Origin of the sequence: Psychrobacter sp. AH5 (genome assembly GCF_040371085.1) — a bacterium.
GTDB lineage: Bacteria > Pseudomonadota > Gammaproteobacteria > Pseudomonadales > Moraxellaceae > Psychrobacter.
In genome coordinates this window covers 219746-239098 of sequence record NZ_JAMBMT010000001.1, presented here as the reverse complement: position 1 = coordinate 239098, position 19353 = coordinate 219746, and the positions used below count along the sequence as shown (strand labels likewise).

At 42.5% G+C, this 19353-nt stretch carries 24 protein-coding genes and 1 tRNA gene; 14 read left to right on the top strand and 11 right to left on the bottom strand.

All coding sequences use genetic code 11. The annotated features are described in order from the left end of the window. The first annotated feature begins 36 nt into the window (after positions 1 to 36). Both pnuC and M0N77_RS01035 read left to right on the top strand, forming a co-directional pair. A complete protein-coding gene (gene pnuC, locus M0N77_RS01040; RefSeq protein WP_353102719.1) occupies positions 37 to 780 on the top strand; it encodes a nicotinamide riboside transporter PnuC in 744 nt (247 codons plus the stop codon). 151 nt (positions 781 to 931) lie between these two features. Next, the gene (locus tag M0N77_RS01035) at positions 932 to 1384 is read left to right on the top strand and encodes an Mpo1-like protein (protein ID WP_353102717.1); all 453 of its coding nucleotides are present in this window, start codon (positions 932 to 934) and stop codon (positions 1382 to 1384) included. A gap of 141 nt (positions 1385 to 1525) precedes the next feature. Here M0N77_RS01035 and M0N77_RS01030 read toward each other — a convergent pair whose 3' ends face one another. Together M0N77_RS01030 and M0N77_RS01025 are read right to left on the bottom strand one after the other, a co-directional pair. Then, entirely contained in the window at positions 1526 to 2326 is an 801-nt protein-coding gene (locus tag M0N77_RS01030) for a glucose 1-dehydrogenase (protein ID WP_353102715.1), read from the bottom strand. Positions 2327 to 2657: 331 nt separating this feature from the next. Continuing rightward, positions 2658 to 2732: transfer RNA gene (locus tag M0N77_RS01025), tRNA-Gly, on the bottom strand. 515 nt (positions 2733 to 3247) lie between these two features. Between M0N77_RS01025 and M0N77_RS01020 the strand changes: the two genes are divergently transcribed. The 4 genes from M0N77_RS01020 to M0N77_RS01005 all read left to right on the top strand — a co-directional run bounded on the left by M0N77_RS01020 (position 3248) and on the right by M0N77_RS01005 (position 5447). Continuing rightward, the gene (locus tag M0N77_RS01020; RefSeq protein ID WP_353102714.1) at positions 3248 to 4060 is read left to right on the top strand and encodes a M48 family metallopeptidase; all 813 of its coding nucleotides are present in this window, start codon (positions 3248 to 3250) and stop codon (positions 4058 to 4060) included. A gap of 167 nt (positions 4061 to 4227) precedes the next feature. After that, the gene (locus M0N77_RS01015; RefSeq protein WP_353102712.1) at positions 4228 to 4557 is read left to right on the top strand and encodes a BolA family protein; all 330 of its coding nucleotides are present in this window, start codon (positions 4228 to 4230) and stop codon (positions 4555 to 4557) included. A 54-nt stretch (positions 4558 to 4611) separates the two neighbouring features. Beyond that, positions 4612 to 4971, top strand: a complete 360-nt coding sequence (locus tag M0N77_RS01010) for a SirB2 family protein (protein ID WP_353102710.1) — start codon at positions 4612 to 4614, stop codon at positions 4969 to 4971. A 74-nt stretch (positions 4972 to 5045) separates the two neighbouring features. Then, positions 5046 to 5447 carry a hypothetical protein gene (locus tag M0N77_RS01005; RefSeq protein ID WP_353102708.1) on the top strand — a complete coding sequence of 134 codons (402 nt, stop codon included), beginning with the start codon at positions 5046 to 5048 and terminating at the stop codon, positions 5445 to 5447. Positions 5448 to 5554: 107 nt separating this feature from the next. Here the strand turns inward: M0N77_RS01005 and trxC are convergent, their stop codons facing one another. The 4 genes from trxC to M0N77_RS00985 form a co-directional block, all read right to left on the bottom strand. Next, a complete protein-coding gene (gene trxC, locus M0N77_RS01000; RefSeq protein ID WP_353102706.1) occupies positions 5555 to 5992 on the bottom strand; it encodes a thioredoxin TrxC in 438 nt (145 codons plus the stop codon). Between the two features lie 54 nt (positions 5993 to 6046). After that, positions 6047 to 6667, bottom strand: coding sequence for a methyltransferase domain-containing protein (locus tag M0N77_RS00995; protein WP_353102704.1), 621 nt, complete (start codon positions 6665 to 6667; stop codon positions 6047 to 6049). Positions 6668 to 6748: 81 nt separating this feature from the next. Next, positions 6749 to 6940 carry a DUF2892 domain-containing protein gene (locus M0N77_RS00990; RefSeq protein WP_353102702.1) on the bottom strand — a complete coding sequence of 64 codons (192 nt, stop codon included), beginning with the start codon at positions 6938 to 6940 and terminating at the stop codon, positions 6749 to 6751. Between the two features lie 38 nt (positions 6941 to 6978). Next, a complete protein-coding gene (locus M0N77_RS00985) occupies positions 6979 to 7845 on the bottom strand; it encodes an MBL fold metallo-hydrolase (RefSeq protein ID WP_353102700.1) in 867 nt (288 codons plus the stop codon). 414 nt (positions 7846 to 8259) lie between these two features. On the opposite strand from M0N77_RS00985, the gene M0N77_RS00980 reads away from it, so the two are divergent. From M0N77_RS00980 to M0N77_RS00960, 5 genes are all read left to right on the top strand, one after another. Continuing rightward, a complete protein-coding gene (locus M0N77_RS00980) occupies positions 8260 to 8547 on the top strand; it encodes a metalloregulator ArsR/SmtB family transcription factor (protein ID WP_353105541.1) in 288 nt (95 codons plus the stop codon). Positions 8548 to 8621: 74 nt separating this feature from the next. Continuing rightward, complete coding sequence (locus M0N77_RS00975; protein WP_353102698.1) at positions 8622 to 10331, top strand: sulfate permease; 1710 nt, start codon at positions 8622 to 8624, stop codon at positions 10329 to 10331. 311 nt (positions 10332 to 10642) lie between these two features. Continuing rightward, positions 10643 to 10969 carry a beta-lactamase hydrolase domain-containing protein gene (locus M0N77_RS00970; RefSeq protein WP_353102696.1) on the top strand — a complete coding sequence of 109 codons (327 nt, stop codon included), beginning with the start codon at positions 10643 to 10645 and terminating at the stop codon, positions 10967 to 10969. Between the two features lie 240 nt (positions 10970 to 11209). Next, on the top strand, positions 11210 to 11542 hold the full coding sequence (locus tag M0N77_RS00965; RefSeq protein ID WP_353102694.1) for a TIGR01244 family sulfur transferase: 333 nt from the start codon (positions 11210 to 11212) through the stop codon (positions 11540 to 11542). A gap of 164 nt (positions 11543 to 11706) precedes the next feature. Further along, positions 11707 to 11979, top strand: a complete 273-nt coding sequence (locus M0N77_RS00960; RefSeq protein ID WP_353102692.1) for a hypothetical protein — start codon at positions 11707 to 11709, stop codon at positions 11977 to 11979. An 81-nt stretch (positions 11980 to 12060) separates the two neighbouring features. Here M0N77_RS00960 and ahpF read toward each other — a convergent pair whose 3' ends face one another. Beyond that, positions 12061 to 13647 (bottom strand): alkyl hydroperoxide reductase subunit F, encoded by a 1587-nt coding sequence (gene ahpF, locus M0N77_RS00955; RefSeq protein WP_353102691.1) that lies wholly within the window; start codon positions 13645 to 13647, stop codon positions 12061 to 12063. A gap of 472 nt (positions 13648 to 14119) precedes the next feature. Here ahpF and M0N77_RS00950 point away from each other — a divergent pair, with 472 nt between their 5' ends. After that, a complete protein-coding gene (locus M0N77_RS00950; RefSeq protein WP_353102689.1) occupies positions 14120 to 14356 on the top strand; it encodes a DUF465 domain-containing protein in 237 nt (78 codons plus the stop codon). Positions 14357 to 14459: 103 nt separating this feature from the next. Here M0N77_RS00950 and M0N77_RS00945 read toward each other — a convergent pair whose 3' ends face one another. Then, positions 14460 to 15326 carry a glucose 1-dehydrogenase gene (locus M0N77_RS00945; protein WP_353102687.1) on the bottom strand — a complete coding sequence of 289 codons (867 nt, stop codon included), beginning with the start codon at positions 15324 to 15326 and terminating at the stop codon, positions 14460 to 14462. 261 nt (positions 15327 to 15587) lie between these two features. Further along, complete coding sequence (gene ahpC, locus M0N77_RS00940; protein ID WP_058369458.1) at positions 15588 to 16154, bottom strand: alkyl hydroperoxide reductase subunit C; 567 nt, start codon at positions 16152 to 16154, stop codon at positions 15588 to 15590. Between the two features lie 346 nt (positions 16155 to 16500). Between ahpC and M0N77_RS00935 the strand changes: the two genes are divergently transcribed. Together M0N77_RS00935 and M0N77_RS00930 are read left to right on the top strand one after the other, a co-directional pair. Further along, entirely contained in the window at positions 16501 to 17409 is a 909-nt protein-coding gene (locus M0N77_RS00935) for a hydrogen peroxide-inducible genes activator (RefSeq protein ID WP_353102685.1), read from the top strand. A 7-nt stretch (positions 17410 to 17416) separates the two neighbouring features. Next, on the top strand, positions 17417 to 18070 hold the full coding sequence (locus tag M0N77_RS00930; RefSeq protein ID WP_353102683.1) for a hypothetical protein: 654 nt from the start codon (positions 17417 to 17419) through the stop codon (positions 18068 to 18070). Here M0N77_RS00930 and M0N77_RS00925 read toward each other — a convergent pair. Both M0N77_RS00925 and M0N77_RS00920 read right to left on the bottom strand, forming a co-directional pair. Continuing rightward, a complete protein-coding gene (locus tag M0N77_RS00925; RefSeq protein WP_353102682.1) occupies positions 18051 to 18653 on the bottom strand; it encodes a methyltransferase domain-containing protein in 603 nt (200 codons plus the stop codon). The genes M0N77_RS00930 and M0N77_RS00925 overlap by 20 nt on opposite strands. Positions 18654 to 18670: 17 nt before the next feature. Beyond that, the gene (locus tag M0N77_RS00920) at positions 18671 to 19348 is read right to left on the bottom strand and encodes a M48 family metallopeptidase (protein ID WP_353102680.1); all 678 of its coding nucleotides are present in this window, start codon (positions 19346 to 19348) and stop codon (positions 18671 to 18673) included. Between the last annotated feature and the right edge of the window lie 5 nt (positions 19349 to 19353).

The following is a 19353-nucleotide window of genomic DNA, read 5'->3' as shown; positions in this document are numbered from 1 at the left end:
ACTAGTAATAATAAAAAAACAAAGGATAACCGCCTTATGCGTATTCAATTCTTGGACAACATCACCGGAAAATGGTCGCTGCAATGGATTATTGGCTGGTTTATTTCTGGCGTATTGGCGCTATCAGCTGGGTTTTGGCTGACCACTGAGCACAGTGCGTTAGACTGGTTTTATTTGCTCGTCTCTTTTATTGGCCTCATCTGCGTAGTGTCTTTATCCTTTCGCAAGAACGTCGCGGGTAACGGCTTTGGTATGGCGGCGACCGCAGGCGAGGTAGTCGTACAAGGAACGGCAGGCTCAGTCGGCTTAATGCTCGCGCCTTTATTTAACTTTTTTACTCACCTATATGGACTTTTTTATTGGTCAAAAAACACCGACGCTGATGGTGATATGATTCCAAAGTCCGCTAACAAGTGGGTTTGGCTCATTACCATTACCTTTATGATTATTGGTTTGGCGCTTTTCCCAACGGTTAATGCTCTGCTCGCTAGCTATGGTTATGCAGTGGTCGAAAACGACAGCAGCCTGTTCTTGGGCTTTATCTCTTTTTTTTGGATTAATGTCATTGCTTTTATCTTATCTATTACGGCGCAAGCGGCGATGATACTGCGCTATTCGATTAACTGGTGGTTATGGATAATCTCCAATTTCGTGTGGCTAACGGTAAATCTGATGTCAGGTAATTACATTTTTGCTATTCAAACCATGGTCTATCAGATCAATTCCTTTGTCGGTCTATATGAGTGGTATCGCAGCGAGCGAGACGCTGTGACAGGATGATAATAATTGTAAAAGCAAACGGTTATGACGCTAGGGTTTACTAGATAAAGTGGTAGAACCCGTCAAATAGTGCTAAAAATAGAATGAGAGAAACACTTTATGCCATTTGTAAGTTTCTTAATAAACTTAAATCACTAACAAGGAGGTTAGTATGTCTCGTACTCAAAAACGTCCCTCGAAACGCTCGCTTGAGCAGTGGCTGAGCGAATATGCCGTTAGCCACCAAAACCTGGTCAATAAAAAAATCCATTGGCTTTGCGTGCCGACTATCTTTGTCAGTATCTTAGGAATGGGTATGTCGCTGTCTGTGTGGATTACGCTAGTGCTTAGCGCTCTGGTTTTGCTATTTTATATGCAGTTATCGACGCCGCTATTTTTGGCGATGGGCATTTTTATCTTGATTTGTTTATCAGTGATGGCAGCGCTACCCGTTGGCTTTAAAGTCTGGGCTACAATATTTGTAGTTGCATGGATTGGGCAGTTTATTGGTCACAAGATAGAAGGCAAAAAACCATCTTTCTTTGAAGACTTACAGTTTTTGTTAATTGGCCCAGCTTGGGTTGTTAATAGCCTGATGGGCGGTAAAAATAAGCAAACCGCTTAGGACAGACCCTAATATAAAAGCGCGACCTTGTTAGCAAGAACGCGCTTTTACTTATTCTAAAATCCGTAGCTGTGCTATGTAAGTGTAGTAACTATTAAATGTAGTAACTAATAAATATAGTAGCTAATAAAACTTTATTTTTTAGCTAAGCGTTTGTACCCCGCCACCATTGACAAAGAGAGTCTGACCGCTAACCCAAGTCGAGATAGGAGAAGCAAAGTACAGCATAGCGCCAGCGATATCATCCGCTTCACCCAAGCGCTTGATAGGGGTATGCGCGAGCATTTTCTTCTCAATCTCCGGCGTCAGTACGGATTTTAGAGCATCAGTACGGGTAGCACCTGGCCCCACGGCGTTAATGCGCACCTCTGGACCATAGTCATGCGCAAGGTTGGCGACCATGTGATTGACGGCTGCTTTTGAGCCGGCATAACCACTCATGTTTGGATCTTTATTGATACTCGACATTGAGGTCGTAAAGACGATAGAGCCATAGCCTGACTTTTTCATATGCGGCACACACAACTGGCATAAGCGCCAGCCACTAAAAACGTTTAGCTCAAAATCACGGCGAATATCATCGACTGATATCTTAAACGGATTCTCTTTACCGCCGCCACCGCCGCCACCGCCGCCAGCATTATTGATCAAAATATTAACCGTACCAAATTCAGCTACCACTTTATCGACCATAGCCACCAGATCATCATCTTTTAGAATATTGCACTCTACCGCCAAGCCTTTAACGCCTAATTCTTCGATATCTTTGATGGCGGCTTTGGCATCATCAAGCTTTAGATCAGCAATAGCGATATTAGCGCCCGCTTGGGCTAAGCGCATAGCGGTAGCTTTACCAATGCCGTTAGCTCCGCCGGTGATAATCGCCGTCTTACCTGTCAGGTCAAACAACTCATTAAAAGCTTTAGGTTTAAATTCTTGCATAAAAAGTAATCCTTATGGTTATGAACTTTTGATTTAATATCGTTAGAGTCGCACTATCTAGACTTAGGCTGTTTAAATAGCTCTGAGCTCAATATAAGTTCAATAAGTATGCGCCTTATCACTTAAGTTGCTGTGACAAGTTGACTTAGTTTTGTAATTTGTCATATATGCCTACTTAATACAGTCAAGCAATAAAGTCAGACACTAATCTTTTATACAAGAAATGGTTTTTACTCAAAAATGAGACAAAAAAAAGCCTCACTACTCTTTAAGGAGTAATGAGGCTTTTTGCTCTGTAACGTACAAAAATATAAGATACTAGAGCCATATTTGGAGCGGGATAAGAGATTCGAACTCTCGACCCCAACCTTGGCAAGGTTATGCTCTACCACTGAGCTAATCCCGCATATATCAAAACGTTATGTCACATTGATGACACTACGTCTCGGTAGGTGGGCTATTCTAGCAAATTTTTTGCTAGTGTCAACGCCTTTTTTTCACATTTTTGGCCTTTTAATAAATTTAATAGTTGCTACATTGCTAGCTACTAATCTACATGATTGATTTTCAATGAAAATTATCAACTAACGCTATTATGTGCTGAATAATTATTTTCTGTTATTAAGCTAATAATTTACTACTTTTGGACCAGCTTAGCCGTTTGTCGCCGCTCGGGGCAAAAGTGGATAGCGTAATCTTACTTACACTAGCACGTAGTAATGTTACTTTTACTGCATTGGTTTTGTGGTCAGACGATTATTATACTAACGATAAAATGGCATCAGCTACAAGCTGTCATGGTAGGTTAGTTGTGATTGTAGGGATGCCAAAGAACCATTGTAGCTCAAATGCTTTTAGATTTATTTTGTTCAATTTTAATTATTCATTATCAGTATTATCTACTGACCGCGAGGATTTATTATGAAAAAACTACTCACTACCTCTCTTATGGCCGCTTCATTATCAACGCTCGCATTAGTGGGCTGTACTAGTACAACTGGTACTGGTGCCGTTGGTGTCGATCGTCAGCAGCTTTTATTAGTATCAAATGAAGAAGTGCTACAACTCTCCGCCAAAAGCTATAATGAGGTTTTACAAAAGGCGCGTCAAGCTCGTGTTCTAGATACCAATCAAGCCCAGCTTAATCGCCTAAAAAACATTGCTAATCGCTTAGTAGGCCAAGTAGGCGTCTATCGTCCTGATGCCGCGAAATGGAACTGGGAAGTTCATGTTATTAAGTCAGAACAGCTCAACGCTTCGGTATTACCTGGGGGTAAGATTTTGTTTTATTCAGGTATTATTGATCGTCTTAATTTAACGGATGATGAGATTGCCGCTATTATGGGTCATGAGATATCGCATGCCTTACGTGAGCACTCTCGTGAGCGCCTCTCACGCGAATATGCAACCCAAACTGGCATTGGTCTAGCGGCTAGCGTCTTTGGACTATCGCAAGGACAAGCACAGCTAGCCAGTGTCGCTGGTGATTTGGGATTGAGCCGTCCCCATAGCCGTACTCAGGAGTCTGAGGCTGATCAGATCGGATTAGAGCTGATGGCGCGCGCCGGCTACAACCCACAAGCAGCTATTACGCTATGGCAAAAAATGCAGCGTGCTAGCCAAGGTGAGCCGCCACAATTCTTAAGTACTCACCCTACAAGTAGCGCTCGTATCGCGCAGATGCAAGCGCTAATGCCCAAAGTTATGCCTCTTTATCAAAAATCGCGTCGTTAAAATTATTTTAGGGGCTGAGGGTATAAGCTAATAACAGAGTGTGAGAAGTTATTCATACTCTGTTTTTTATGGTCTTTAGGATTTGCAGCTAGCGCTCTGTTATAATGATTTTAATTATTTTTGATTGAATAACTTCAGCATTTTATCTTGCTTATCAAAGGATTGTTATGAATAACGCCGAACCCACTGCTACTGCATTAAGATCAGCTTTAGAAGATTTACATCCTAGCTATGTAGATCTACTTAATGAGTCGATGAACCATGCTGGTTACTTTGAGGGTAAAGAGAGTCACTTTAAGCTAACGATCGTGAGTGAAGCTTTTGAGGGTAAGCGCTTAGTTGCGCGTCATCAGCTAGTCTATAAGACGGTAGATCCGTTATTGACGTCTAAAGGCGGGAGTATTCACGCTTTAGCTATCCATGCTTATACGCCAAGCGAATGGCAACAGCAGGCTCAAAGTCCTGATAGTCCGCTTTGCGCCGGACAAAATAAGTAGTCAATTTGCTGATAGTTAGCATCATCATAAATACCGCAAAAGGAATTTTATTTAATGAAACATCTACATACGCTATTGGTATTTATATTAATCGCGATATTTATCTATCAAAGCTTTTTGGTGTTGAGCGCCAATAAACGAGCGCCGCGTCCGATAAAGATTAGCAGTCATATCCTCTACGCGCTAGTTATCATTACAGGGGCTTGGATGCTGATGCAGCTCATGGCAGTCAATGCGCCAGTACAGTGGGTCTTTGCTAAGATTATTTTATTGATAGCGGCCATTAGCGCTAGTATTAAAGCCTTTAACGCGCAGGCAACCGCTAGCCAAAGCAAGGTGGGTATCGTTATCGCTGGTATCGCTTATATAGGTATCGTCATCTTAGCTTATGTTAAACCTGACAATTTGTTTTAGCACTAAATTAGTATCATAAGCGCTTTACATTTGTTATCTTAATGACTATTACGCCTTGGTTTAACGGAGTCATTATGAAAACATTTACTGCAACGACACTATTAGCAGCGGCTAGCATCTTTGCGCTCTCAGGCTGTGCGACTAGTGGTAATTTAACGCCGCAATATGTCCCACCCAGCACCTATCAAAGCTATGATTGCCAGTCGCTCGCTCAAGAGTACAATCGAGTGGAGCGTTATGTTGAGGCGGCGCAAAAACAGCAGTCGACTTTATCATCCTCAGGGGTTGGCGTAGGGATTTCAGCTGGGCGCTGGGGTATCTCGCCTAATATCAGCTTTGGTGTTGGGAGAAGTAACGATAATAAAGCGCGTGATGCCAAGCTATCTCGTCTATACGGCGAAGCGGACGCTATCATTCAAACCGCGCGGATGAAAAATTGTAGCTTCGCTAACGGTATCAAGATTTATGGTGAGTAATACTGGCTAAAAAGTCTTATACCATCCAAAAATTTTATAATTAAACAAAAAGCCAATACGCTATTTACGTATTGGCTTTTTTTAATGCTTACATTTTAATAGCATAACTAAGTTTGCAAGCTTTGCACCCACTGCACGATCTGATTGCTAGGCAGCGCCCCTGATTGACGAGCAACCTCTTTACCACCTCGGAACGCTACCATGGTCGGTAAACTGCGAATATTATAAGGAGCAGCGGCTTGCTCATACTTATCAGTTTGTAATTTGGCAAACACCACTTGTGGCAGCTGACTGGCCGCAGCTTTAAATTGCGGCGCCATCATAAGACACGGCTGACACCAGCTGGCCCAAAAATCTATAATCGTGAGTACATCGTTTTTTTGAATAGTCTTAGCAACCGTTTGTGCGGTCAATTCTTGCGGACTTGCTGTTAATAACGGTTGCCCACATTTGCCACAATTAGGCGCGGCGCTTAGGCGCTCACTTGGTAAACGATTGGTCGCCTGACAGTGTGGACAGACAATATGAAAGTTCTGTATAGTCATAAAATAGTCCTATTTTAATTATTATATTTATGGCTTTTCTTTAAATACCGTTGTCTAAACGGCTTTTTGTGCCGAACCACTATAGATATAGCTCATCAATTTTGGCCCCGGCAGATATTCAGTGGTTAACGCTTCGATAGTAAAGCCGCTTGCCCTGATCAAAGCCGCTATATCACGATCTAAATGGCAACCGCCCGCTATAGGTTTCCATAGCGGCGTCAAACGGCGCTGCCAACGCTCAACACTTGCCTCTGGTGCAAGACCATGCTCACAAAATAGCAAACGGCCTGTTGGCTTTAGCACTCTTGCCATCTCTTTTAGCGCTGGTATAGGATTATCAATACTACACAAGGTAAAAGTCATCACTATAGTATCAAAGCGCTCGCTTTCGGCGTCAATACCATAAATATCAGCGGCTAGGGTTTCTACCGGAATATCAATACTAGCGGCGCGTTTATAAACCAAAGATTGCATTTGCGCGGCAGGGTCGATACCGATAATAGAGCTGACTTTATTAGCGTTATAAAAGGCTAGATTAAGACCACTGCCAATACCAATCTCTAATACCTCGCCTATCGCCTGCGGCACAATTTGGGCACGCGCTTTCATCACATTGCCAGTACTACACGCCATATCGATCATCTTAGGCAAAACATATTGCTGATAAATAGTCATAGTTATGGCCTTATCCTAAACCGAGTCTACTACTAGGCAATTAGTATGGCATTAATGGCTTATAAATTCAGTTAGCAAATATTACGATGACGGGCGCTCACAAGTATTGATACCGAGTATCGAATAAAGCACGCAAGAGCGAAATATACCGGTCAATAAAGGAATCAAGCCGATAACACCCCACCAGCTTTGATAGTAAAGACCTAATCCAATAATCACTATACCAGCGATAATGCGTATGGTTCTATCGGTATTACCTACATTGGTTTTCATAACTCACTCCTTAAAATAATAAAATTTATATGATCAGCTTATAGCGCGTTAATAGGTACTTTTAGATAGCGTGTGCCATTAGCTTCCGGTTTGGGCAAATTACCAGCATCGATATTGACCTGTACAGAAGGAATAATCAGCCTTGGCATCTCAAGGGTGGCATCACGGCGCTCGCGCATCTGTACGAATTCTGCCTCGTTAATGCCGTCTTTGACGTGAATATTGCTTTGCTTTTGTGCCCTAACCGTAGTGCTTGGACAGTGCTGACGCCCTTGACTTGGATAATCATGACATAGATACATCACCGTATCTTCATCCAGGGATAATAGCTTTTGAATAGAGTGGTATAAGGTTTTGGCGTCGCCACCAGGAAAATCGCAGCGAGCAGTACCGACATCTGGAGCAAATATCGTATCGCCAGTGAAGACCACTTGCTTCTCACTATCCTTTGCCACATAAGCCATATCTGCTGGCGTGTGACCCGGTACGTGCAAGACTGTTATTTTGATATCTCCTAGCTCTAAAACGCTATCTTCATCGGTCAAGATATCGAACTGACTAGCATCGGTACGGAAACTGGTATCAAAGTTAAACACTTGCTTAAATATCTTTTGGACTTCAGTGATATATTTGCCCATCACTAGCTGCCCTCCTAGCTGCTCTTTGACATGGGGGGCAGCTGAGATATGATCGGCGTGAGCATGGGTTTCTATGATATAAACCAGCTGCCAACCTTGACTACGCACAAAAGCGATCACCTCATCGACACTATCGGTACTGGTATGACCGGACTTAGCATCAAAATCTAAGACCGGATCGACAATCGCACACAGCTGCTGCTCTACATCGGCTAAGACATGAGTATAAGTTTCGGTATCACCATGTAAAAAAGAATGTACTTGCATAAATACCTCGTCTTTGAAATCTGTAATGAAAAATATTTAATTATTATAATTAGCTTACTATTAGTTAATTTCAATATAGCAAAAATATAACAATTTATCAATTTATATAATGTAATTAATGATATAATATTTATTATTAAACGTCCTTAGTTATTGAGTGCTAAAATACACTGAGCTTAAGAAATGTTAGCGCCAATATTTAAATCACTTAATCATTATGACTAATTATTATTCATTAAGGAGATTATTCTGATTACCTCTACCTTAACCAAGACGACATCGACAGTAGATGCTCATGAGTCGATGAATAATTCCTCTATAAATGCAGATACTACAATGACCAATCAAGATATAAAAGATATAGCTACAAGTAATGATGACAGCGACTTTACACCGACAGATCTAGCCAAGCAGATGCAGCAATCCTCGCAGCAGGCCAGCCAGTTACTAAAATCACTGTCGCATCCTGATCGCTTATTATTACTGTGTCAGCTGACCCAAGGAGAATACTGCGTCGGTGAGCTTGAGACGCTGGTTGGCGTCGGGCAGCCAAGCCTCTCGCAGCAGTTAGGTATCCTACGTAAAGATGAGCTGGTGGCGACTCGCCGCGAGGGCAAACAGATCTACTATAGTATCGCAAGTGAGGATGCTCTGGCAGTACTACAGCTACTGTATCAGCGTTTTTGCGCTAAAGATGACTAAGCCAATTAAATGATTTAAATGGCTTTAATTTTATAGATTATTAAAAGATATTGTTAGGATACTGACGTACTGATATGTCCTCTATTGCCACTCGTCTAATACCAGCTTGGCTGCGTCGCTACCAGTTAGCAGAGCTATCCACTGACGTTATCGCCGGTATTGTGGTTGGCATCTTAGTTATTCCCCAAAGCTTGGGTTATGCGGTGCTTGCAGGCTTGCCTCCTGTGTACGGGCTGTACGCTGCTATCGTGCCGGTCATCGTCTATGCTTGGATAGGCTCCAGTAATGTACAGGCAGTTGGCCCGGTAGCTATCACCGCTATCATGACCGCTAGCGCCCTACATGCCTATGCCGATCAAGGTGCTCAGCAATACGTGCTAATGGCAAGCTTGCTCGCTTTGATGGTAGGAGCGCTGCTATCGATTGCAGGCTGGTTAAAGCTTGGCTGGATTATGCAGTTTATCAGTCGCGGCGTCTCAGCGGGTTTTATCAGTGGGGCGGCAGTGCTGATATTTGTCAGCCAGCTAAAGTATGTCACTGCCATTCCAGTCACAGGTAATAGCTTAATAGGCTATTTATCAAGCTTGCAGGCTTACTTAGCACAGCTACATCCGCTAACTTTAGCTATCGGTCTCGTCTCTTTTGGATTATTGATTACCAATCGCTATGGCAACCAGTGGGTATGGCGCTCATGGCTATCGGCAAGCTACGCTAAGTGGGCTGAGCGCCTATTTCCTTTACTACTTTTGCTGGTAGCTATTGTGCTAAGTATCGTACTGCAGTGGTCATCGTTTGGAGTGGCGACTATCGGTAGTATTCCGCAGGGGTTACCAAGCTTTACGCTGCCATATATTCCAGATTTTCGTGAAGCGGCAAACTTACTGCCGACCGCCGGACTGATGGCGCTGATCGTCTTTGTCTCTAGTAGCTCGGTTGCCAGCACTTACGCTCGTCAACGTGATGAGAGCTTCGATGCCAATCGTGAGCTGACAGGATTGGGGCTAGCTAATATAGCTGGCGGTCTATTTCAGAGCTTTGCAGTAGCGGGCGGTTTTTCGCGAACCGCTATCAATGCCGATTCTGGCGCTAAAACGCCAGTCGCTAGCCTAGTCACTGTGATAGTAATGATCGCCGCACTAATATTCTTTGGTAACGCCCTTGCTCCTCTCCCCTATGCGATATTGGGCGCGACTATTATGGCCTCTATTATTGGCCTGATCGATTTTGCAACTCTAAGATCAGCTTGGCAGCGCGATCGTCTAGATGCCGCTAGCTTTTTTGCCGCCTTCATCGGTGTGTTAATTTTTGGATTAAATACGGGCTTAGTTATCGGCCTTATGGTGTCTTTTGCTAGCCTTATTTGGCAATCGAGTCATCCGCACGTAGCTATTGTCGGACAACTGGCTGAAACTGGTCACTTTCGCAATATTCATCGCCATGACGTGATCACTTATCAGCATCTACTGATGATACGTATCGATGAGAGCTTGTTCTTTGGCAACAGCGAGTCGATCCATCGCCGTATCTTACAAGCGACTAAAGACTACAGTGAAGCGCGAGAGATTATCTTGATCATGTCGGCGGTCAATCATATCGATCTAACCGCGCAAGAGATGTTAATTACTTTAAATAAAGAGCTAGTCGCGCAAGATAAGCATCTGCATTTTAGCTTTATCAAAGGGCCAGTAATGGATAATATCGAACATACTCCGCTGATCACCGAGCTCTCAGGACAAGTATATCTAAGTACTATTGATGCGGTAAACGCGCTAAAAGACATCTAAATCTGATCTTACCTATAGTTGATTCACTTTAAAACCGATACAGTGCGGCTGGAATAAATTTTGCGCAGCCTCTGTCAGCGTAGACACAGCACGCAAGGAAAATTTATACCAGTTGCACGATTAATATTAGTGTATCGATTTTATTTCGTACTAACTATATTAAGACTTTAGGCTCCATGATCTTTTGGCGAATTAATTCAACTTTTTAGGTAATCTGAGCGCTTTATTGTTATTATAGATTTGCTATCTTTATTAGGGTCTGTTGAACATTCGACCTTAGCACTCCTTTTTTTAAATCTTCGATGCCTTTTATGACTAATGATCTGACTATCTATAAACAAATCTATCCGGTGCAGTGCGCTAAGCTTGCTGAGCTTGGCTATCGCTCGATTATCAATATTCGTCCTGATGACGAGCATATCACTCAGCCAACAAGCCTTGATTTGGAAACGGCTACTAAGCAAGCGAATTTGGTTTATCAGCATCTGCCCTTTGATGATGAGCGCTTGAGTATGATGACGGTTGAGCAGTTTACTAGCTTTTATCATGCTTTTCCCAAGCCGATACTGCTGTTTTGTGGGACTGGCGCGCGTGCCAAACTCTTATATCAAAGCGCTTTGATGCAAGGATTATTATAAAATTTACATAGCTTATCTTTTATTCTACCGCTATTCGGCCTACCCTATTGACTTACTTTATAGCCAGCTCAAAGTAAAATTGTTATAAATTTAAACGCGCTACTGGTATAAATTTTACTGGCGTGCTGTTATCACAGAGGCTGCGCAAAATTCATCCCAGCAGCGCTATACCATTTTTAGAGTGAATTGACTATATTAAGCAATTAAATTCTTTATATAAACAATAAAAAAGGAGCTCGTATGAGCCATCAAATCAGTATTACCGGACAAATCACCCCTGATCAAGTGCCCATGATTGCCGAGAATGGCTTTAAAACCATTATCAATAATCGTCCTGACGGTGAAGAACCGGGTCAACCTGCCAACGCCGATATTGAGGCTGCTGCTATCGATGCCGGATTGGCTTATAAAGAAGTATTATTTGCTGGTAATGAGCTTAATCAAAGTCACGTTGAAGAGTTTGCAGACTTTTTTAATCAAGCTGAGCAGCCCATCTTGATATTCTGCCGTACCGGTAATCGCTCAACGGGTATCTATGAAGCCGCTAAGCAGATGGATTTATTAGATGATTAAGATGATTAAAAAGTAAGCTAATTAAAATTATCACTGGACAAAACAGCAACGCCTATCTAGATTTAGATAGGCGTTTTTTATAGGCTTAATAAAAGTTTGATTACTAGGGCAGAGGTTAAATTAGTCAAATATCCTTTTCTTATGCTATCGTTTATTTAAAGGTTATGAGCACAAGGATAAAGCGCTCTCAAAACTTGTTTCGATATATTTATCAAGGCTATAAAATAGCTCGACTATTGAGGCTCAGCTGGTTCGATACCAAGACCATCTCGATAGAGACCAGTATCCAAAACAGCACCACCGCTATTACTTTAGCGCCCATCATTATGGCAACAACTGCAGGCCTGCCAGCTATCGCCTTACCCGCCGCTGTCTACGGGGTGCTGATGTATATAGTAGCTATACCAGTGATCGCTTTGATTCGTAATAAGGAATAAAAATAAAAGGCACAAAAAAGACCCTCTTAACTTATAAGAGGGTCTTTTGGATTGCTTATTTAAATTATTAGAGCAGATAGTTTATTGCATTACCAAATACTCAAAAGCACTTAGCGCGGCTTTAGAACCCTCGCCCATAGCAATATTAATCTGCTTAAATGGCACAGTGGTTACATCCCCACAAGCAAAGATACCTTTGCGATCAGTACGGCATTTCTCGTCAATCTCAATCTCGCCAAAGCGGTTTAGATCGACAAAACCTTTGATAAAATCAGTATTTGGCACCAAGCCAATCTGTACAAATACCCCAGCCAAATCGCGCTCATGAGTCTCGCCAGTTTTGCGATCTTCAAAGACAATAGAGCTAACCTTGCCATCAGTCGCTTTGATCTCTTTGGTCGCCGCACTAGTGATAAACTCGATATTTGCTTTTTCTTTGGCCTTATTAATGAGCACCTGATCTGCTTTTAGCTCATCAGCGAATTCAAGAACCGTCACGTGCTTAACAATACCTGCCAAGTCAAGCGCCGCCTCAACTCCTGAGTTACCACCGCCGATCACTGAGATCTCTTTACCTTTAAAGAAAGGCCCGTCACAATGCGCACAATATGCCACGCCTTTACCGACGTTTTCTTCTTCACCCGGTACGCCAAGCTTACGCCACTGCGCGCCAGTCGCTAGGATGATACTACGCGTTTCAAACTGCTCGCCGGTGTTTAGATGAATACTGTAATTCTCATCTTTAGTCTCACCGATCTCTTTGACCGTCACGTGCTGCTTGAGAGTAATATTGTACTCTTGCAGATGCTTTTCAAAGTCCGCCGATAGATGCGTACCGGTGGTTAACGGCACAGAGATCAAGTTCTCAATATCTTGGGTATCTTTGACCTGACCACCGATACGATCCGCAACCATCGTTACTTTCAGACCTTTACGGGCGGTATAAATTGCGGCGGCAACGCCAGCAGGACCGGCACCGATGATAGTGACATCTTGCTGCTCTAATTGCTCTGCGTCATCGCTACTACCTTCTAACAAGTCAGGAAATTGCTCTTGCAGCTTTTCAATCAGCTTAGCAGTATCGATAAGACCATTAGCAAAAGGCTTACCATTTAAGAATACCGCTGGTACGCCTTGGATATTATTGGCTTCTACTTGTTCTTGGAATAGCGCGCCATCGATCATCTCGTTACTGATGCCTTCGTTTAGCAGTGAGAACTGGTTTAACGCTTGCACCACTTCTGGACAACTATGGCAAGATAGCGACACATAAGTCTGAAACTCTAGCGGCTTATTAAAGCGTTTGACTAGCTTTTGAATGCCTTCATCAAGCTTTAGTTTATGACCGCCAGCCTGCAAAATAGCTAAAATCAGTGAGGTGAATTCGTGACCACCCGGAATACCACTAAAGACAATACCGTTATCGACTATCTCGCTATCAACGTGACTACGCACCGCAAAACTAATCGGGCTTGGCAAGCTACTATCGATATAATCAACGTTATCTACCTCAAAATTAATCTTCTCAGTAGTACCGGCGATTTTAGTCAAAAAATCGACTAATTCGCTACGCTTTTCGTGCTCGCCTGTGCCTAATACAAAACTAATAGGACGAGTCATATTTTCGCTATAACTTTTTACGGCGTCTAATAAACTTTGATCTAACATGATAAATCCTCATTTTTATAATTTAGATAATAATAGGTTAAAGAGTTAAAGTGGATAGTTAACTGAGTTAATAGGCTCTAAATGGCTTACTATCACTCTTTGATGGCTCTATTATCGGAGGTTTTAAGAGTGACGACAAGCGGATAAACTCAAAGGATATGTTTTATAAAACCAATCGTTAAACATTAATATTATTATTTTATAAATATATTTATGAGCGCTGCAGTCAGGATGGGCCGCTTTAACACATAGATTTATTTCGCTACAATCAATAAGCACAATACTATCAAAAGATTAAAGTTATGCTGCTATGCTTGTGCTCAATAGTAAAAACTTAGGCTGAAAAGCTTTAAGAGATAGCGGATATAGTTTTGATGTTTTTAGTATGTTGATAGTACTATGATGAGCACAAGGATTATATTTGGCTATAGTGACAAGCGCTAAGTCAGCGATTAACTACAAGGATGAACCTATGAGAAAAACAGATACCTTACAAGATAATAAAGAGATCATTAATGAGCTAAAACAAAAAGATAGCCACTTTGCGGTTATCTTTGATGAACATACTCAGCTCGATGAGCAAATTAATAGGCTTGAGAAAGATCGGGTCAAGCAAGCCAGCTGTGATGATGAGATTGAGCAGATGAAGCGCCGTAAGCTGCAGCTCAAAGACGAGATCTATAGGATAATCGATAAAAATAAAGTATAGCTCTTCTCTCCCACCTGTTTTTTAGTAAGCTATATTTTAAAAACTCGCTACCATTTATCATTAACCATAGTATTGATAAACCGTAGCGAGCTTTTAGGCTTTGTTAGCCGCCGATTATCTCTCCGCCGTTGACGTGGATGACCTGTCCTGTCACGTAACTGGCATCATCGCTTGCTAAGTATAAATAAGCTGGCGCGACTTCATTAGGTTGACCGGCACGTCCCATAGGGGAGCTCTTTCCAAACTCTTCAATCTCATCGGGGGTGAATGATGCGACGATTAGCGGCGTCCAAATTGGTCCTGGCGCGACTCCATTAACGCGAATACCTTTATTATTACTCATCAAATTATTAGCCAAAGCGCGGGTGAAGGATAAGATTGCGCCTTTAGTCGCAGCGTAATCCATCAGATGATCGCTGCCGCGATAGGCAGTGATTGAGGTAGTATTAATAATGCTACTGCCCGCTGACATATGCTCTAGTGCATATTTACTGAGCCAAAAGTGCGGATAAAAGTTAGTATGAATGGTCTTGTCAAGCTGCTGAGTACTGATATCTGATAGCGTTTGCTGCTCCACTTGTCGACCGGCATTATTGACTAAGATATCAATATGACCAAACTCAGTAATTGCCTTGTCTACAAGCGCTTTACAATTGGACTCTTTTGCTAAATCTGAGGCGACTAGTAGACAGCGGCGCTCATAAGACTCGATATGCTCTTTAGTTACTTTTGCGTCTTCATCTTCACAAAGGTAGCTTACGATGACATCCGCGCCTTCTTTGGCAAATAAAATAGCGACGGCCTGCCCAATTCCACTATCGGCGCCTGTGACAATAGCCACTTTGCCAGCGAGCTTACCATTTGGATAGTCGCGCGGTAACACTTCGGGGCTTGGGTGCTGCTGTTGCTGCGAGCCGGGTAGCGACTGCTGCTGCTTTGGAAAGTCTTTATTTGCTGATTGATCCGTCATGATTTTACTCCTATATTCTAAGACCTAACACTAAATAACCTATAGCTTTTTAGCTCTCTTTTTGTCTCTTGAAGCTTGTTATTAGCATAAATACCTTAAAACACGCTGTTGGTAAAATCTGGTTTCAACCTGTAGATGAGATGTAAAATAAAAAGACCCCATCAACTATAGCTGATGGGGTCTTAATAAATACTATGGGTTTTAGCCGTTTAAGGGCAATAACCCATACTATAAAGCTCTGTAAATGATGAATCTAACAGGTTAGATTTTACCAACTAAATCAAGACTTGGCTTAAGCGTTGCTTGACCTTGTTCCCATGCTGCTGGGCAAACTTCACCGTCGTTATCACGGACATATTGTGCCGCTTTGATTTTACGCACGACGTCTTTTGCACTACGGCCAATACCTAGATCATGGATCTCAGCAACTTTGATTAGGCCATCTGGATCAACGATGAAAGTACCACGAAGAGCAGCGTTGTCTTCTTCGATCATGATGTTAAAACCGCGAGTGATTTTACCCGTACCGTCGCCTAACATTGGGAAAGTGACTTTACCAATAGCTTCTGAAGAGTCATGCCATGCTTTGTGCACAAAATGCGTATCCGTAGATACTGAGTAAACTTCTACGCCAAGCTCTTTTAGCTCTTCGTAGTGATTTGCCATGTCTTCTAATTCTGTTGGGCAAACGAAAGTAAAGTCATGTGGATAGAACATGAAGACTGCCCAGCTGCCTTTAACATCTTCTGAGGTAATGGTTTTGAACTCACCATTAACAAAAGCTTCGGTTGAGAATTCTGGAATTTCTTGATTAATAATAGCGGCCATGTGTGGCTCCTTTTTTGTTAAGTTTAGGGTTAATAGAGATAGTAACGTTGGCTAATAACTCTCCTAAAATAGCGCTTTAAACAAAACTACTTTTGCTATTTGTTAGCAACTTTTTATTAGCAACTTACTATCGATTTATCTGGGTTACAGGACAAACTATACGCCAATTCTATAGTTAATCCAGTTAAAAGTTTTTAATTTGATGTTTTGTTTTATTAATCTTGTTAAACTATTCTATCTGCTGTTACTCATCAGGCAAGGTCGCGTAAATCTTCGATGATTCTATCTTTACTCATTACTAAAAAATGCTAATATTTTTAATAAAAATCAACCAAAGAGAGCCTATATGATCACCCTACGTCAACTTGAATTCGCCTTAGCGGTGGCCAAACATCGTCATTTCAAACGCGCCGCTGAAGACTGCAATATCTCGCAGTCTGCACTAAGCTTAGGCATAGCGGAGCTTGAAAAGCAGCTTGATACGCAGATATTTGAGCGTAACAACAAGCAAGTGCTGATCACCCCTATCGGTCAAGATATCTTGACCCGGGCGCAGCGGATATTTTCTGAGGTCAATGACTTGACTACTCGCGCGCAAAGCCACCAAACCCCGCTGACTTATCCAATGACGGTCGGTATTATTCCAACTATCGCGCCTTATCTATTGCCTAAAGTTTTGCCCGCGCTTCGAGCACATTATCCTGAATTTCGTATGACTATCATTGAGCAACAAACGGAGCGCTTACTTGAGCAAGTGCGCTACGGTCATATTGATACCGCTATTATTGCCTTACCTTACGCGGTCGATGGTCTGCATAGCTTTGAGTTTTGGGCCGAGAACTTTTTTGCGGTATTCCCAAAAGATGATATCCATGCCAAGCTCGCTAGTATCAATTCTGATGAGCTGACCACAGCTAATTTGATGCTCTTAGGCGAAGGTCATTGCTTAACCGATCAGACTTTATCCGTTTGTCATTTTGATCGCGAACAGATGAAATCAAGCTTTTCTGATGCCAGCTTAAATACTTTGATTCAGATGGCGCTTGCTAATATGGGCACGACTTTAGTCCCTGAGATGGCCTTAGATCAGCTACACTTGCAAAATCAAAATGCGGTTGCTGTGCCACTAGCTGAGGCAGGCCCGCATCGCCATATTGCCTTTGTCACGCGCCTAAATTATGCCCGTGTTGATGATGTCAATCTACTTGGCAATGTCTTTAAACAAGCTTTAGTAGAGGCGGCTAATAAGGGTTAGAGCCGATATGATAGACAGGTTACAAACTTATGCTGATCTTAGCAAAGTCTTTAGGCAGTATCTAAAGGCTATTGATAATAATATCTCGCTTATAGAGCTAAAATCGCTTTGGCAAGATATCGTTAGTCGTTATAGTGAGCCTCTCCGCGCTTATCATACGCTAGCGCATCTGCAGCAGCTTTTTGCTGAATTTGAGCAGATCAAAGATAAGCTACAACAGCCGTCTATCATCGCTTTAGCGCTGTTTTACCACGATGTCATTTATCATCCTCAGCGTGATGATAACGAATTAAAAAGCGCTGAATATGCTGTCAAGGTATTAAGCCCCTATCTAAACGCTGAACAACTTAGAGGTATTTATAGCTTAATCATAATGACCGCCGACCATCAAATTAAGGATAAACCTAATCTTGATGCTGCTTATCTATTAGATATGGATTTAAGTATTTTAGGCGCGCCTTGGCCTGAGTATGCGCGCTACGCCAAAGCGGTACGCCAAGAGTATGCTCATGTTACCCAAGCGGATTATCGTCTAGGTCGAACCAAAGTATTAGCACAATTATTAGCGCGTCCTAGGCTCTATCTTACTGACTATTATCAGCGCTTAGAGGCGCAGGCGCGTGATAATATTGAGCGTGAGATTACTTCGCTCGCAGTTTGATAAATAGCTCACTACCTTGGCGAGCCGGATGCGAATTATAGCAAGGCTGCATAATCTCAATCGCAAAATGCGTCTCAAAACGCTGCTGATACTCTTCAAGATGACCACCGAATGGCGGCTGATTACCGCTAAAATCCCTATCAAATAGTAATCCTACCAGCTTACCTTTTGGCTTTAACAATCGTGCCATCTGCTGTACATACTCGTCACGGCGCTGCGGATTTATCGCACAAAAAAAAGTCTGCTCAAGTATCCAGTCAAACTTATACTGATTAGGAGACAATTCAAAAAAATCGGCGCAAACTAGCTGATCTTTAGGAAAATCAGGATAGCGCTTAGCAAAATCTGTGATTGGCGCAGGCGCAAAATCAACCAGCGTCACATTGGTAAAGCCTTGCTCATACAGATAGCCAACTTCATAAGCATTGCCCGCTCCGGGTACTAAAATGGCGTCATGCTTAGCGCCGTTAGGTAGTTGATCGATATAAGCTTTGAGCGGCGGTGAGACCTCACCCATATCCCAACCGATACTGTCCGACTCGTAGCGCTGTTGCCAAAAATTGGCTTGATTGACGTTGTCCATAACTTATCCTGATATACTTAGTCTAATTTTCCATTTTTACCTGCTAGCCTATCATGCCACTGCCGATAATCCGGCATTGCAGTGGCCACCGTTTGCCAAAAGGCACGGCTATGATTGGGGTGATGCAGATGACATAATTCATGAACGATGACGTATTCGCTGCATTCTACTGGATAAGCTGGCAAATAAACCGATAACCAGATACGAGCTGCGCGCGTGTTACAGCTGCCCCAACGCGTATGCATCTTTTTAATGCGAGTCTCTTTTGCCTGAGCACCGACTATCGGCTGCCATTTGTCAAATAATTCTGGCATCACATGCGCTAGTTGCTGACGATAAAAAGCGATTTTCTCTTCATAACTGAGAGTGAAGTCTTGCTCTTCTCCCCATAACCATAGCGGCTCAGAAGATTTGGCTAAACTGACTTGCGACTGTTGCTTACGCTGATAAGTATCAAGTACTTGTTGATGATAAGCTAGCGCCCATGAGACGCGCTTATCAACGAACGGCGCTATTTGAGTCGCACTAATAGAGACGGGAACAGAGACCGCTAATAGATTAGGGGTTAAGCGAAAGTTGATATTCTTAACGCGTTTTTTACTAATATGCAGCTCAATATTAGCCGCTGCTAAACGCTCAATAGCGCTTTGTAGTAGAGGCGTCATAACGCTTGCCGATATATTTTGGCTAGACATAAAGC